The 14,701-nt window shown below is 46.6% G+C and carries 15 protein-coding genes; 8 read left to right on the forward strand and 7 right to left on the reverse strand.

The genetic code is table 11. The features are described 5' to 3' along the window. Positions 1 to 18: 18 nt before the first annotated feature. From ccoO to ccoS, 8 genes are all read left to right on the forward strand, one after another. Positions 19 to 849 (forward strand): cytochrome-c oxidase, cbb3-type subunit II, encoded by an 831-nt coding sequence (gene ccoO / locus FE785_RS00865; RefSeq protein WP_138563487.1) that lies wholly within the window; start codon positions 19 to 21, stop codon positions 847 to 849. An 8-nt stretch (positions 850 to 857) separates the two neighbouring features. Beyond that, positions 858 to 1,043 (forward strand): cbb3-type cytochrome c oxidase subunit 3, encoded by a 186-nt coding sequence (locus tag FE785_RS00870; protein WP_238696286.1) that lies wholly within the window; start codon positions 858 to 860, stop codon positions 1,041 to 1,043. A 21-nt stretch (positions 1,044 to 1,064) separates the two neighbouring features. Beyond that, positions 1,065 to 1,973, forward strand: coding sequence for a cytochrome-c oxidase, cbb3-type subunit III (ccoP, locus tag FE785_RS00875; protein WP_138563489.1), 909 nt, complete (start codon positions 1,065 to 1,067; stop codon positions 1,971 to 1,973). 85 nt (positions 1,974 to 2,058) lie between these two features. Then, positions 2,059 to 2,199, forward strand: coding sequence for a hypothetical protein (locus FE785_RS10795; RefSeq protein ID WP_168188886.1), 141 nt, complete (start codon positions 2,059 to 2,061; stop codon positions 2,197 to 2,199). A 144-nt stretch (positions 2,200 to 2,343) separates the two neighbouring features. After that, positions 2,344 to 3,819 carry a cytochrome c oxidase accessory protein CcoG gene (gene ccoG, locus FE785_RS00880; protein WP_138563491.1) on the forward strand — a complete coding sequence of 492 codons (1,476 nt, stop codon included), beginning with the start codon at positions 2,344 to 2,346 and terminating at the stop codon, positions 3,817 to 3,819. Between the two features lie 160 nt (positions 3,820 to 3,979). Beyond that, the gene (locus FE785_RS00885) at positions 3,980 to 4,501 is read left to right on the forward strand and encodes a FixH family protein (RefSeq protein WP_138563493.1); all 522 of its coding nucleotides are present in this window, start codon (positions 3,980 to 3,982) and stop codon (positions 4,499 to 4,501) included. Then, positions 4,498 to 6,990 carry a heavy metal translocating P-type ATPase gene (locus tag FE785_RS00890; protein ID WP_138563495.1) on the forward strand — a complete coding sequence of 831 codons (2,493 nt, stop codon included), beginning with the start codon at positions 4,498 to 4,500 and terminating at the stop codon, positions 6,988 to 6,990. The genes FE785_RS00885 and FE785_RS00890 overlap by 4 nt, the downstream gene beginning before the upstream one ends. Positions 6,991 to 7,037: 47 nt before the next feature. Beyond that, positions 7,038 to 7,268 (forward strand): cbb3-type cytochrome oxidase assembly protein CcoS, encoded by a 231-nt coding sequence (gene ccoS / locus FE785_RS00895; protein ID WP_138563497.1) that lies wholly within the window; start codon positions 7,038 to 7,040, stop codon positions 7,266 to 7,268. 68 nt (positions 7,269 to 7,336) lie between these two features. Here the strand turns inward: ccoS and FE785_RS00900 are convergent, their stop codons facing one another. From FE785_RS00900 to typA, 7 genes are all read right to left on the reverse strand, one after another. Next, on the reverse strand, positions 7,337 to 7,987 hold the full coding sequence (locus tag FE785_RS00900) for a hypothetical protein (protein WP_138563499.1): 651 nt from the start codon (positions 7,985 to 7,987) through the stop codon (positions 7,337 to 7,339). After that, positions 7,987 to 8,553 (reverse strand): hypothetical protein, encoded by a 567-nt coding sequence (locus tag FE785_RS00905; RefSeq protein WP_138563501.1) that lies wholly within the window; start codon positions 8,551 to 8,553, stop codon positions 7,987 to 7,989. The genes FE785_RS00900 and FE785_RS00905 overlap by 1 nt, the downstream gene beginning before the upstream one ends. An 8-nt stretch (positions 8,554 to 8,561) precedes the next feature. Beyond that, positions 8,562 to 8,906, reverse strand: coding sequence for an Hpt domain-containing protein (locus FE785_RS00910; RefSeq protein ID WP_138563503.1), 345 nt, complete (start codon positions 8,904 to 8,906; stop codon positions 8,562 to 8,564). 26 nt (positions 8,907 to 8,932) lie between these two features. Then, on the reverse strand, positions 8,933 to 11,038 hold the full coding sequence (locus FE785_RS00915) for a putative bifunctional diguanylate cyclase/phosphodiesterase (protein ID WP_138563505.1): 2,106 nt from the start codon (positions 11,036 to 11,038) through the stop codon (positions 8,933 to 8,935). Positions 11,039 to 11,050: 12 nt separating this feature from the next. After that, positions 11,051 to 11,488 (reverse strand): D-aminoacyl-tRNA deacylase, encoded by a 438-nt coding sequence (dtd, locus tag FE785_RS00920; RefSeq protein ID WP_138563507.1) that lies wholly within the window; start codon positions 11,486 to 11,488, stop codon positions 11,051 to 11,053. Further along, positions 11,485 to 12,453: a prolyl aminopeptidase gene (gene pip, locus FE785_RS00925; RefSeq protein WP_420856744.1), complete on the reverse strand. Its 969-nt coding sequence runs from the start codon at positions 12,451 to 12,453 to the stop codon at positions 11,485 to 11,487. The genes dtd and pip overlap by 4 nt, the downstream gene beginning before the upstream one ends. 126 nt (positions 12,454 to 12,579) lie before the next feature. Then, complete coding sequence (gene typA / locus FE785_RS00930; protein ID WP_138563509.1) at positions 12,580 to 14,403, reverse strand: translational GTPase TypA; 1,824 nt, start codon at positions 14,401 to 14,403, stop codon at positions 12,580 to 12,582. Between the last annotated feature and the right edge of the window lie 298 nt (positions 14,404 to 14,701).

Below are 14,701 nucleotides of genomic sequence, written 5' to 3' on the forward strand. Positions count from 1 at the left end.
GTTCAGGAGTACAAACTCATGTCAGATAATCAAGCACCAAAAAATTTGCAGGAAAAGCTAGAGCAAAATATCTTTGGCTTATTCCTAGCAACCGCATTGACAGTGTCAATTGCTGGTATTGTTGAAATCGTACCGTTGTTCTATCTCAAGTCTGCTGTGGATTACACAGAAGAAACAGATAAATACGGTAACGTTAAAAATGAAAAGTTCCCGGAGCTGGTTTGGGAACGTACTTTCACAGAAGATGAAAACGGCAATTTAGTTTCTGACAAGAAGCTATACAAGCAGGACAAAAACGGTAACTGGGTTCTAGGTGACTGGAAAGCCGGTGACGGAGTTCGTCCATACACTCCTCTGGAGTTGGCCGGTCGTGATCTGTATCTACGTGAAGGTTGTTATATTTGTCACTCTCAAATGATTCGTCCGTTCCGTGATGAGCGTGAGCGTTATGGTCACTATTCTCTTGCGACAGAATCTATGTATGACCACCCAATGCAATGGGGGTCGAAGCGTACCGGTCCTGACCTAGCTCGTCTAGGCGGTAAATACTCTGATGAATGGCACGTGCTTCACTTGTTACGTCCACAGGATTTAGTGCCTGAGTCAGTAATGCCTGCTTACCCTTGGTTGGCAGAAACTCCAGTGTCTGAAGATTTCTTCGGTACCAAGCGTGATATGAAAGCGCGTTTGACTGCTATGCGTCAGTTAGGTGTTCCATACACTGATGAAGAAATCGCCAACGCTGATGCCGCCATTGAAGGTAAAACCGAAATGGATGCGATGGTTGCATACCTGCAGGTACTAGGAACGATGGTTAAGCTGGATGACAGCAAAGTCTATCGTCAATAAGAGTAGTTGTGAGTAATCTAGAACGTTATTTTAGTACTGATTGGGCAGCAATGACTGCCCAAGACTGGGCTGGGTTGATCGTCACGATTATTGTATTCCTCGGCATCGTCATTACGTTTTCCTTGGCATTGCGTCCAAGCAAACGTAAAGAGATGGAAGAGCAGAAATATAAGATTCTTGACGACGAAGACTAGTCATTTTGAGGAGAGTAAATTATGGCACATCATAATCCATGGCCAGATGAAGGAAATACTGGTCATATTTGGGATGAAGATATTCGTGAGTTAGATAACCCGCCACCACTGTGGTGGATGCTGTCTTTCTATGCGGGGTTCATCATGATCGTTTTCTACGCGTTGTATTACCCAACCATTCCGTTAACGGATGAGTTAGGCGGAAGCACCAAAGGTGTTGCCGGTTGGACACAGATCAACGAATATAATGACGACTTTAAAGTGTTGAATGATTGGCGTGATGCCAAGTTTGCTGATAAAGAAGAAAAGCTTGCTTCAATGTCAGTAGCGGAAATCATTAAAGATGAAGAGCTAAAGTCTTATGCGGTAGCAACTTCAAAAGTACTGTTCGGTGACTACTGTGCCGCTTGTCACGGTGCCGGTGGTGCAGGTAACCCTAACTTCCCAGTATTGGCTGATGATGATTGGCTATGGGGTGGTAATATCAACCAGATCAAAGCGTCTATCTCAAATGGTCGTATTGGTAATATGCCAGCTCGCGGTATGATGGGTAACCTAACCGATGAAGAAATCGATCAGGTAACCGATTATGTTATCGCCTTATCTGAAGGTAAAGGTGGCGACGCTTCTGTTGCTGCTGGTAAAGCGGTTTATGCAAAAGGTATGTGTCTGGCTTGTCACGGTCCTGCCGGTAAGCCATTGGCTCCTGCTGGTGCGGCTAACTTGACTGACCAGGTATGGCGTTTTTCATCTGATCGCGCTGAGATTCGCAACGTTATCGCCAACGGTGTAAACGTTAAGAAAAACGGTCAGTATGTTGAAGGCACTCGTCAAGCTGTAATGCCTGCGTTTAAAGAACGTCTGCCTGATGCAGAGGTAAACATCAAGCGTCTAGCTGTCTATGTTCACGCTTTAGGTGGTGGTCAATAATCAGCCATTAAGGGTCGGGTTATTGATATTAAAGGAGAGCCGCGGTTCTCCTTTTCAAACATGATTTAAATAAATGGAGAAAGTCATGAATGAATTAAACAGCGATTGGGTACTATGGGTTTCATTGGCATCTGTAGTAGTCAGTATCATTGCTTTTGCTGCATTTGGTATCAAAGCTTTCCGTGGTATGGAAGGTCTTGAAAAAGACGAGAACAAAGATAGCTAATACCCATTAGTTTTCATAAACAAGAATAGGCCTTAACCGGCCTATTTTTGTTTATGGGTATTAATAAATTTATTTGGCTCGTAAGTCTCTATCAATCGGCTAGAATAGCGTGCAAACAGAGTTTTAATAGAGGAATTGCAGTAAATGTCTGAGAATCAGTCTGAGCATCATCAACATGGCCCGAATACCTCTGTATTCGAGGATAAGGATATGGATAACAAAACCCTGCAAAGCATTGGGGTGGAGCTGTTACCTATTCATACCGAAGGAACCGTGCATGCCAAGCGCATTGGCGGTAAATTCCGTAACCTGAAATGGATTGCCGCCTCATTCTGGTTAATATTCTTTACCTTTTCGTATCTGCGCTGGGATGGTCATCAAGCCTTTTTGTTCGATATGGAAAACAGACAGTTTCATATTCTGAATCTGACAATCCTGCCACAGGATATCTGGGTGTTGGCAATGATATTGCTGTTTTTTGCATTGCTGCTTGCTGCCAGTACTGCAATTGCCGGGCGTATGTGGTGTGGTTATTTTTGTTTTCATACCGTATGGACGGATGTGTTTACCTGGCTAGAAGAGAAATTCGAAGGTCAGCCAAACAAACGCATGCAATTGGATAAGACAGGGTGGTCTTTCACTAAGTTGAGAACCAAGTTACCTAAATGGGGGGCCTGGCTGCTTATCGCCTTTCTAACAGGCTTTAGTTTTGTCGCCTATTTTGTCGATGTCTATGACCTCTGGGGTCGCCTGTTTCGTTTTGAACTGGGTACTTATGAATCGACAATTATTATTACCTTGACGGTAACGACTTTTTTCTTTGCCGGAATATTGCGTGAACAGACTTGTATCGGTTTTTGCCCCTATGCGCGTATACAGGGCGCGATGATCGATACCCAAACCGTTGTGCCGACATACGATGTTGAACGTGGTGAGCCGCGAGGCCGTATCAAACGAGCCAAACCGGGAGAGCCAGTCGAAGAACTCGGCGATTGTATCGACTGTAATTTATGTGTTGCGGTATGTCCGACCGGGGTCGATATTCGACGCGGTCAACAGTTTGGTTGTATCACTTGCGGTTTATGTATCGATGCCTGTGATTCGGTTATGGATAAGATCAAAAAACCACGCGGTTTAATCCGTTATGCATCCTTGGCCGAGTTTGCTCATAAATCAATGCCTGCAATATATAAGCGTCCACGGGTGATTGTGTACAGTTCGATTATGCTGTTTGCCGCAGCGATGATTATCTACGGTTTAACCACCATGTCGCCGATTGATGTCAAAGCGTTACACGAGCGCTCCCCTTTATTCGTCAAGATGAGTGACGGCAGTATCCAAAATAAATGGACTATCAAGGTGGTCAATAAATCGAATGAACCTATGCGTGCCGTATTGCATGTCGGCGGGGTTGATGGATTGGAATATCGTATAGATCGAGCCGATGAAGTGATTGAAGTACAAGCCGGTAATGTCGCCTCAACCACCTTGTTCGTTAAAATCAAACAGAAACTGTTGCAGTCCAGCAGTACACCTTTAACTGTTTATGTACAGGATTTGGATAACCCACAGGTTAAGACTACGTACGATACAACGTTCTTTAGTCCGGAACCGCGTTAAGGTAGCGGTTATATTAGCTTGAAGTGATATTGACTATACTATTGAAGCTTGAGTTTGCAGGATTAACAATTTAGCCGCTAACGCAAACTCAGGCTATAATAGCGCTACTTAAATTAAAGCCCATTAAGGGCTTTTTTATTGATTAAATCAGGAGAAATGCATGAGTCAGGACAAACCAGATCGCCGAGATTGGAGTGTGGCGTGGAAAAATCCGTTTGTCATTTTTTGGGTGGCGATTCTTGTCATCGTGCTAACGGTTAATTTTTTTATGGTTAGTATGGCGATTGTCACCAATCCTGGTTTGGTCATTGAAGACTATTATGATCAAGGCAAGCGTATGGATGAAATTCTTGCCGAGCAAAAACGTATGGAACAGATCGGCTGGCAATTAGAAATAGACTTGCCGGTATTAAGTGAAGCCAAGCAAGACACTATCGCCTTGCAAGTGTTGGATAAGGAAGATAATGCGTTAGCAGTTGATAGTGCGATTCTATACTACTATCGACCATCGGATCGTAAATTGGATGGTCATGTCGAATTGCAGGCAATGGACGGTGTCGGTCAATACCAGCAGACCTTCGCCTTGCCTAAAAAAGGTAAGTGGGACCTGATTATGGAAGTCACCAAAGGTGATATCCGTTTTAATGTCGGTCGATCAATTATGGTTCAAGATCCAGAATGAATTCGCCGCTAAATTGTTATCATTGCGCTCAGGCGATTCCTGAAAAAGACCTGGTACTTCGGCCAATCCAGAATCAGCAACAATCGTTTTGTTGTCAGGGCTGTGCATCGGTTTGTGAAGTGATTCATGAGGCCGGATTGCAAAGTTTCTATAAACGCACCCCTGATGGCGAATTGCTGTCTCCGCCTCCGGCACCCAACAAGGACATCGAGTTTTTCGACTATGATGAAGTGCAGGAGCAGTATGTCAATGAGCTCAGCGATAAGCGTGAGATTACGCTTATGTCCGAAGCAATCCATTGTGCCGCCTGTGTTTGGTTGATCGAACATACTTTGGCGAAAATCGATGGCGTATTGCTGGGTCGAGTGAATTTCACCAATAAACAGATAAAGGTACGCTGGGATAACAGTCGTATCAAACTGTCGGAAATCATCAAAAAGCTCAATGCAATCGGCTATGACGCCACACCTTATGACCCTTCAGCCTCGGAACAAGCTTATCGACAAGCGAATCGCGACCTGCTTTACCGGTTAGGGTTTGCCGGTTTTGCGATGATGAACGTTATGTGGTTCTCGGTGGCCCTTTACGCCGGTGCCGATCAAGATCCGGAATACCGTCACTACTTCCACTGGTTGGAATTGATTATCGCCACCATTACTCTTGGCTATTCAGGACAACCCTTCTTTAAAGGTGCCTGGACATCGATAAAATCAAAATCCGTCGGTATGGATATCTCCATAAGCTTGGGGATGATGACCACCTATCTCTATTCCTGCTGGGTGACAATTAACCCGGAACACCCTGGTAATGTCTATTTCGATACCTTGATCGATTTTATGTTCCTGTTGCTGATTGGCCGTTATCTTGAAGCGATATCTAAAAATAAAGCGATAGATTCATCGCGCCGTTTAATGCAGTTGCAGCCTAAGGTGGCGCGTAAACAAGTAGGCGATGAAGAGCAGGTCGTACCGGTAAGAACCTTGTTAAAAGGCGATGTGATTATCGTCAAGCCAGGTGAGAAAATGCCGGTCGATGGTGTGGTGGTTCGCGGTGAAAGCCGGGTTGATGAATCCATGCTCAGCGGTGAGTCGCGTGAAGTAACCAAGGAAATCGATTCATTGGTTGCCGCCGGCACCATCAATGTCGATGGGCATCTATTGGTTCGTGTCGAATCGATTCTGCAAGATACCCAGTTAGGTAAAATCGTTCATATGGTGGAAGAAGCACAAGGTTCGAAGGCACCTATTCAGTGCACCGCCGATAAAATCATGCCGTATTTCGTCACCGCGACTTTATCGTTGGCGGCAGGTAGCTTCGCCTACTGGTTAATGAACGCCGATCTGGAGTTTGCCGTTATTACCGCGACTGCAGTGCTGATCATCACTTGTCCTTGTGCATTTGGGCTGGCAACGCCTATGGCGATAGCGGTGGCATCTGGTGTGTCGGCAAGGCACGGTATTCTGGTGAAAAACGGTACGGTGCTTGAACTGCTGCACGCGGTGGACCACTTTGTTTTCGATAAGACGGGAACCTTGACCAAAGGGCAGATGCATATCGCGGATGAAGTTTATGCCGATAATATCGATAAACAGGCCCTGCTGAAAGCGATTGGCTCAATTGAACATTTGTCCGAGCATAGCCTGGGCAGAGCGATTGCTCAAGCCATTCAACAGCGTTTTGATTTGAAGAGTGGAGAGTGGCAAACAGTTGAGCAGTTTAAGATTGTTGCTGGTAAAGGGGTGCAGGGTGAAATCAATCAAGAGCTCTATCAAATCGGGACCGCCAATTGGTTAGCGGATCAAGGTATTAGCTTGAATCAGGCCTTTTTGACTCATGCTCAAGTACAGGCGGAACAGGGGCGCACCGCGATTTGGATTGCCAAACAATCCGTTGTACTAGGTGTCTTGTTTTTAGAGGATGAGATCAGGCAGGATGCGGTTGAACTGATTGCACGCCTCAAAGCGCAGGGCAAACAGGTCACCATGCTAAGCGGTGACTTGGCGGTGGTGGCACAGCGTGTGGCCGATCAGCTGGGTGGGATGGATGTGATTGCCGAAGTCCTGCCGGATGATAAAAACCAGGTCATTGCCCAGCTTCAGCAGAAAGGTTCTACTGTCGCCATGGTCGGTGACGGCGTTAACGACGCCCCGGCCTTGGTTCGTGCCGATGTCGGTATTGCACTTGGCTCAGGTACCGATGTATCGATGGAAAGCGCCGATATCGTTTTGATGAATAACGAGATACTGTCGGTCGACACCGCGGTAGCCTTGTCGGCGAAAACATTGAAAACCATCAAGCAGAATATCGCCAGTTCGATTGCTTATAATATCATTATGGTTCCGCTTGCGGTCACCGGTATGCTGACACCGCTGATTGCCGCAATTACCATGCCGTTAAGCAGCTTGGTGGTAATCGGCAACGCCGCGCGTATTCGTAGCTTTTTTAGTCCGACGGCGATTAAGGCACGCCAACAAACAATAAACCGCTAGATGGTGTTGGTTAGTAAAATAGACGGAAAACTACTCAGGGGCACTTTATGGACGTAATTTATGGCTTAATACCGATGGTTTTGATTGCTGGGCTATTGGTTGTGGTGGCATTTATCTGGATGGCAAAAAACGGTCATTTCGATGATATGGATGGTCAGGCCAACCGTATCCTGATGGATGAGGAGTTTGAAGAGGACAAGCCTAGCCAGGATGTCGCTAAAGAGCAGGCAGATATTGAAGCGGATACGCCAATAGAGAAGGACAAAACTAAATCCTGATGAGTGAAAAATTCATATAAATAAAAAAGCCGGTTTAAAACCGGCTTTTTTGTGTATGGCTGAAAATTCTACGCCGGGCTCTGTACGTACTGCAGAGCTTCTGGGCCTTCAGGGTCGATAATCATCTCCAGTCCAAGTTTGTTGAAGAACCAATGTTCCAGACCATCATCCTGTTTGATCTTGCGGTCAGGTTCACCAAAGCGTTTGCTGATGGAAACCTGATCGAGGTTTTTTCGCGGCACTAGAGTGACGCTGTGGATGGTGCTGTTAAGGAAGCTTTTGACCTCTTCACTGTAAAGTTCCACTTCACGCGCGCCAGAGCTGGTCAACTGGGTCTTTTTACCCTTGCTGTAGGCTTGTTCGATGTGTTCGACACTAGCGTTCAAACGCAATGCCAGCCCTGCCTTGATTGAACCGATATACATCACCGGAAAGAACGCCTCGACACTTTTGTTGCTTTCATCGGCTTCAGAAAACAGTTTGACCTCGACGTCCTTGCCATATAGGTCAACCGCATCCTGTAGAGTAGATTTACCGATTTGCAGACCTAGGGCATGCAATTGTCCACTATCGTCATAATAGGCATTCCATGGCAATGTCTTTTGATCAAGTGGTGCTCTTTCAGGTTGAAGCCATAACATAAAGGCCAATATCGGCATGCTGCCGAGCAATAAAATCCAAAACATCGGCAGTGATTTACGTGTTTTGTTGGCAGTCATTAAGATTCACCTGTTGGGTTTTCTGGCAGTTCGGCATTGGCGGAGTCATCACGTGGGATGAACTTCGCCACATTCGGGTTGGAGATGCCGTTACCCGCATCATAGACGGCAATCCCGGTTTGCATAAAGGTAATCAGTACAGCGACAAAAATCACCACTGCGGCAAAACGCAAGGTGATGATCTCGCCTAGCGCTGTTTGGGTACCTTCGGTTGAGAAGTCATTCATGCTCAAACCGCCGGGGAAGAGGGTATTGAAAAGGAAATAGAGGCCTACCATCGCCAAAGCAACCGCATAACTGAACAGTAAGACGCGTCCGCGGCGCCAGGCCATAAACCAGTGGGACGCTACAAACCAGCTATCCTCCTTAACGGAACGCTGTTGGCGCTTGAACAAATAGAAAATAACGGTACTGGAAATAAGCGGAACCAACAGCAGTTGCCAGGTCTGCCCAATTTCCAGCACGATCATGGAAATAAACAGGTGAGTGATAATCACGTTGATATTGAATAGATGGTGAGGTATTTTCGCTTGACGCTTCTCGTCCTCAGTCACTTGGTATTGCATCGCGTTTCCTATTGGCTTGTTTTGCCTAAAAAGGCGTGAATCTCATGTTCGACCAGCACCGCTTCTTGTGCCAGTTTTTCAATGGCGCTAGCTAAGGCGCAGCTTTGTTGATTTTTTGCCTGCTGTTCCAGTTGCTGGCAAAAATCGGCCAGATCCGCAGCGCCGATATTGCCTGCGCTCCCCTTTAGGGTATGGGCGGCATGCTGCAAATTGTCGAAATCCAGTGCATCCAGACTGTTTTGGATTTGTTGCAGATAAAGCGGTGTACTATCAAGATAGATTTGCAGCAATTCGTTAATTTGCTCACCAATCACGGCTTGAAGAGCGTTTAAATTGTCGGTGTCTAAATGCATGGTGCCAATCCCGGCAGGTGTCGTACTTATAAATCAATTTGCCTATTATAGTGGTTTAGCCAATCGGAAAAAGCCTCTTTTTGCATTGGTTTTCCATATTTGTAACCCTGCAGGATTTGGCAACCATGCTTTTGCAGAAAGGATTCTTGGGTCGTGTTTTCAATGCCTTCCGCAATCACCGTTAATTGTAGGCTTTGCGCCATAGCGAGAATGGTGCGTGCTAGGCTTTGCCCGGTTTCTAAATCAAGGTTTTGCACAAAGGCGCGGTCAATCTTGAGGTGATCAACCGGAAAACGATGCAGATAGGATAGCGAGGAATAACCCGTGCCGAAATCATCAATCGACAGTTTCACGCCAAGCGCCTTGAGGCCATTGAGAATGGCGATATTATGCTCGGCATCATTCATTGCCAGGGTTTCGGTAATCTCCAAATCGATATATTGGCTTGCCAAACCATTTTTTTCAATGGCATGCTGGATTTGACCGATCAGGGTATGCTGATTGAACTGCTTCGAGGAAAGGTTGATGCCGATAGTGATTTGATGGCCTTGTTTATGCCATTCGGCGGTTTGCTTGATGGCCTGATTCAAAGCATAGTCACCCAAGGCTTCGATTAATCCGGTGGCCTCGGCAAGCGGAATAAAAGAAGCGGGTGAGATCAAGCCTTGCGTCGCGTGGTTCCAGCGAATCAACGCTTCGGCCCCAACCGGTTTCAGGCTTAAGGCATCAACCTGTGGTTGATAGTAAAGCTCCAGCTCTTCTCGTTCCAAGGCGCGGCGTAAATCCATTTCCAGTTGCAGAATGTTTTCGGTATTCAGTTTCATGTCGGCATGATAAAACTCGTAGCGGTTGCCGCCTTGTTGTTTTGCCTGGCTACAAGCCAGGTTGGCATGGTTTAGGGCGTCTTCGGCATTATGTGCATCTTCAGGAACCAAAGAGACACCTAAACTGTAGCTAATCAGCTTCTCTTGTTTCTCAACAATAAACGGCGCATTGATATCGGCAAACAAGCGAGCCATAAACAGGCCGAGTTCATCGAGGTTATTGAAGTTGCCGGCAAGAATGGCGAATTCATTGCTGCCCAGACGCGCGGCTATATCACCTTCACGAATGATTTTGCCAAGGCGTTGAGCCAGCGTTTGCAGCAATTTGTCACTCTGTAGATTGCCTATTTCATTGTTGAACTGCTGGAAACGGTCGATATCGAGAACCACCACCGCCGTTGACAACTTGGGCTGTTCCTGCAAATGCTGTTGCAGCAGTTCACTGAAATATTGTCTATTGGGGAGCTCGGTGAGGGTGTCGAAATGCGACTGGTAATCAACCAGTTCGTGGCTGATATGCAGGTTGCTGATATCTTGCAGTGTGCCGTTTAAACCGATCAATTTTTGCTGTTCATCGAAATTTGCTTTGGCCAGGCATTCGATATGTAAAACTTTGTTGTGGTAATGTTTGACACGAAAGCTGAAATCAATCTGTTTTTTACCATGTTGGGCATCAACAATGGCCTGTTCAAGCAGGTTTTGATCCTGCTGTTGGATATTGGCAAAAAAGGTGTTCTTATCACTGCTGCTTTGCGGCGGCAAATTCATTAACTCGAATGCCATGCTATCGGCTTGAATAATATCGTTGTTCGCCGACCATTGCCATGAACCGAGCCGTGCCAACTGTTGGCTGAAATCGGCTTGCTCGATTTGCTGACTTAAATCGGTGACTTGCGCGGCATGTTTCAAGATAAAGGCGAGGCGCTGTTGGAGCAGCTCCAAGGTGATCGGTGCCATAATCGCATCATTGATCGCCGGGTGTTGCATCGCCTGTCGGAGGTTGATTCCTTCTATATCGGCGCAATCCGTTTCTGCAAACAGAACGATAATCGGTGTGATCAGATCGTATTCGTAGTGACTGATGGCATCGATTAATTGCAGTAGTTTTTTCGCCTCGGCGCGATGATTGATCAATACCGCATCGGGGCGATCATTGATAAACTCCGCAAACGCCGATTGCGCCGAGTGGCAGCTTTTAACCTGATAGCCGCATTCGACAAGCTGCTGACCTATCAGTTGGCCAAGTTCGACTTCGGCATCACTCGCATGGTCTCGATTAAGATCGATAAAAAGTAGCTGATTATTCACAATTTGCCTAATTTATATTTCTAACCAGAAAGTTACCGGGCCGTCATTAGTCAGGCTGACCTGCATATTGGCACCGAATTCACCGGTTGCGACCTTGTCATAGCTTTGTCTGCATAAGTTGACGAACTCATCAAACAATGGACTGGCCTGACTCGGTGGCGCCGAATCCGAAAAGCTTGGGCGTAGCCCGCTTTTAGTATTGGCCGCCAAGGTAAACTGCGGAACCAATAAGACGCCACCTTTCGCCTGTTGCACATTGAGGTTCATCCTATCGTTTTCATCGGCAAAGACACGGTAGTGGAGAAGTTTATGACGCATTTTTTCCAGAGTCCGGGAAGTGTCAGCGGGCTGAAAGCCGACTAAGACAACCAGACCGTGTTCGATCTCGCCGATAATTTGGTTGTCGACCTTGACCTTACCATTTTTAGCTCGTTGGATTAAGCAAATCATGAGTTTTTTATGATCTCGATAAATTCATCGGTAGCGCTCACCAAAGCCAAGGTGATCTCGGCTTCAAAGGCCGAATGGCCGGAATGGTTGCAGATAACCATCTGCGCCTCAGGCAACTGCTCTTTGAGATCGAATGCCTGATTGATCGGGCAGACCATATCGTAACGACCATGAATAATCGTGGTTGGAATATGTTTGATGGTATCGCAGTTGGCGAGAATCTGATTCTGCTCGATAAAGGATTCATGGAAGAAGTAATGACATTCAATGCGTGCCATCGCCAAAGCGTGCGACGGGTCGCCAAAATGACTGACGATATCGTCATCGGTTCGCAGTGTCGAAGTCCGGCCCTCCCAAATCGACCAGGCTTCGGCGGCACGCATTCGCGCCACCTCGTTATCACTGGTCAATATCTCGTGATAGGCTTCAATCATATTGCCGCGTTTCTCTTCATCCACCGGTTCAATATAGTCTTGCCAGTATTCCGGATAAAAACGGTCGGCACCTTGCTGATAGAACCAGTCGACATCTTGTTGGCGGCACAGGAAAATACCACGCAACACCATGCCCAAAACCCGTTCCGGGTAGGCTTGTGCATAAAGTAGCGATAGGGTTGATCCCCAAGAGCCACCAAACAGTAGCCATTGATCGATTTGTAGATGACGGCGAATTTTTTCGATGTCTTCAATCAAATGCGCGGTGGTGTTATTGGTCAGGCAGGCGTGCGGATGTGATTTACCGCAACCGCGCTGGTCGAAGAGTACGATACGATAAGCTTCAGGGTTGAAAAATTGGCGATGTATCGGCGCATAGCCGCCACCAGGGCCACCATGAATAAATAGTACCGGAATGCCCTCGGGGTTGCCGCACTCTTCGATATGCAAGCTATGGATGCTGTCCACTTGCAAGCTGTGTTGTGCATAGGGCGTACATGCAGGATAAAGACTGGAAGGTGGTATATTCACGTTATTATGCTCTTATTTGTAAATACGCGTAATCATTCGTACCAGTGTACTGCAAAGTTTTTTTAGGCACAAAAAAACCGACCGAGAAATCACTTCAGGGTCGGTTTTTATCAGTTGCTGGCGAGATTACTTGCCGGCACGACCGGCACGTTTACGCTCGTTTTCAGTAAGTAGTTTCTTACGGATACGAATGCTTTGCGGCGTTACTTCAACCAACTCGTCATCATCAATGAATTCCAATGCCTGTTCCAGAGAGAAACGGATTGGTGGAGTCAGAATCAAAGCCTCATCAGTACCTGAGGCACGCATATTGGTCAGCTGCTTACCTTTAAGTGGGTTAACGCCCAAGTCGTTGGCACGGCTATGCAGACCGATAATCATACCTTCATAAACCTCTTCACCGTGGCCGATATATAGACGACCACGTTCCTGTAGGTTGAATAGAGCAAACGCCAATGCTTTACCTTGACCGATAGAGATCAATACACCGTTGTTACGCTCACCCAAAGTACCAGAGAACTTAGGACCGTAATGTGAGAAGCTTGAGAAGATCAGACCTTCACCCTGAGTTGCGGTCATGAATTCAGTACGGAAGCCGATCAAACCACGAGACGGGATAATAAAGTCGATACGTACACGACCGTGCCCGTCTGGAACCATGTCCTGCATTTCCGCTTTACGCATGCCCAGTTTTTCCATAATACTACCCTGAGCATCTTCTGGCACATCAACCGTTAGGTTTTCGTAAGGCTCTTGAATTTCACCGTCAACTTCACGGAAGATAACTTCCGGACGAGAGATACCCATTTCAAAACCTTCACGACGCATGGTTTCGATCAATACAGAAAGGTGAAGTTCACCACGACCCGATACACGGAAACGGTTCGCGTCATCCGTGTCTTCAACACGAAGTGCGACGTTAGTTAGCAGTTCTTTATCCAAACGCTCACGAATCTGACGAGAAGTCAGTAGCTTACCGTCCTGACCAACGAATGGAGAGTCGTTAACCTGGAATGTCATGCTAACCGTCGGCTCGTCAACAGTTAGAACTGGTAGCGCTTCAGGATTGTTAACATCACATAAAGTATCAGAGATGTTTAGTGGATCCAGACCAGAGAAAGCGATAATGTCACCGGCGTGAGCTTCTTCAACGTTGATACGCTCAAGCCCCATGTAACCGAAGATTTCACCGATCTTACCTTTACGCTCTTTACCTTGCGAATCAACAATCGTCACCTGCATACCGACTTTCGCTGTACCACGCTTGATACGCCCAGTCCCGATAACCCCTTTATAGTTATCGTAATCCAGAGAGATACACTGCAACTGGAAAGGACCTTCAAGATCGACGTCTGGCGCCGGTACTTTTTCTACGATCGTTTCGAATACCGGCTGCATGTCACCTTCACGGATATCTTCATCGTGACCGGCAAAACCGTTTAGACCTGAAGCGTAAAGTACGTCGAAATCCATCTGCTCGTCAGTCGCTCCCAGACGGTCGAATAGGTCGAAAGTCTGATCCAGTACCCAGTCAGGACGCGCGCCGGGACGGTCGATTTTGTTGATAACCACAATCGGCTTAAGACCTTGCTGAAGCGCCTTTTCTGTTACGAAACGCGTTTGCGGCATTGGTCCCTCAACCGAGTCAACCAATAGCAATACCGAGTCAACCATCGATAGGATACGTTCTACTTCACCACCAAAGTCAGCGTGTCCCGGAGTATCCACGATATTGATACGGTAGTTGTTCCAGGTTACCGCGGTGTTTTTCGACAGGATGGTAATTCCACGTTCTTTTTCCAAGTCGTTGGAGTCCATGACACGGTCGCCAAGGTCTTTACGAACGTCGTCGAATGTACCTGATTGTTGTAGTAATTGGTCAACTAGGGTGGTTTTACCGTGGTCAACGTGGGCAATAATGGCGATATTGCGAATGTTATCCGTACTCATGGACATGACTCTCTATATAGTGTGCTGTGTCTTAGCGATGCGCCGAATACTAGGTATTAGCTGTGACGCTTGTGTTGTTTGAGGCAAGCTGACGTCTTTGGAATCCCGCTAAGAGGATGAAAAAAGAGGGTATTATAATGAAATTTAAAGGAATTTATAGTTTTTATGACAATATAAATCGGTTGAGCCGATCAAGCAAGCGAATGTCGCAATGGCTTTTTTGTGCTTTGTCGACAATATCAAAAGTGTTTGTGCTTTGGAATCAACGGCTTGTCATTTAAGGATGACAAGCACATTG

The sequence above is a fragment of the Thiomicrorhabdus sediminis genome (assembly GCF_005885815.1).
Classification (GTDB): Bacteria; Pseudomonadota; Gammaproteobacteria; order Thiomicrospirales; family Thiomicrospiraceae; genus Thiomicrorhabdus; species Thiomicrorhabdus sediminis.

What these genes read in the sequence shown, in the direction of transcription:
- ccoO (WP_138563487.1), top strand. Translation starts at nt 19, where the DNA reads ATGTCAGATAATCAAGCACCAAAAAATTTGCAGGAAAAGCTAGAGCAA.
- ccoP (WP_138563489.1), top strand. Translation starts at nt 1,065, where the DNA reads ATGGCACATCATAATCCATGGCCAGATGAAGGAAATACTGGTCATATT.
- FE785_RS10795 (WP_168188886.1), top strand. Translation starts at nt 2,059, where the DNA reads ATGAATGAATTAAACAGCGATTGGGTACTATGGGTTTCATTGGCATCT.
- ccoG (WP_138563491.1), top strand. Translation starts at nt 2,344, where the DNA reads ATGTCTGAGAATCAGTCTGAGCATCATCAACATGGCCCGAATACCTCT.
- FE785_RS00885 (WP_138563493.1), top strand. Translation starts at nt 3,980, where the DNA reads ATGAGTCAGGACAAACCAGATCGCCGAGATTGGAGTGTGGCGTGGAAA.
- FE785_RS00890 (WP_138563495.1), top strand. Translation starts at nt 4,498, where the DNA reads ATGAATTCGCCGCTAAATTGTTATCATTGCGCTCAGGCGATTCCTGAA.
- ccoS (WP_138563497.1), top strand. Translation starts at nt 7,038, where the DNA reads ATGGACGTAATTTATGGCTTAATACCGATGGTTTTGATTGCTGGGCTA.
- FE785_RS00900 (WP_138563499.1), bottom strand. Translation starts at nt 7,987, where the DNA reads ATGACTGCCAACAAAACACGTAAATCACTGCCGATGTTTTGGATTTTA.
- FE785_RS00905 (WP_138563501.1), bottom strand. Translation starts at nt 8,553, where the DNA reads ATGCAATACCAAGTGACTGAGGACGAGAAGCGTCAAGCGAAAATACCT.
- FE785_RS00910 (WP_138563503.1), bottom strand. Translation starts at nt 8,906, where the DNA reads ATGCATTTAGACACCGACAATTTAAACGCTCTTCAAGCCGTGATTGGT.
- dtd (WP_138563507.1), bottom strand. Translation starts at nt 11,488, where the DNA reads ATGATTTGCTTAATCCAACGAGCTAAAAATGGTAAGGTCAAGGTCGAC.
- typA (WP_138563509.1), bottom strand. Translation starts at nt 14,403, where the DNA reads ATGAGTACGGATAACATTCGCAATATCGCCATTATTGCCCACGTTGAC.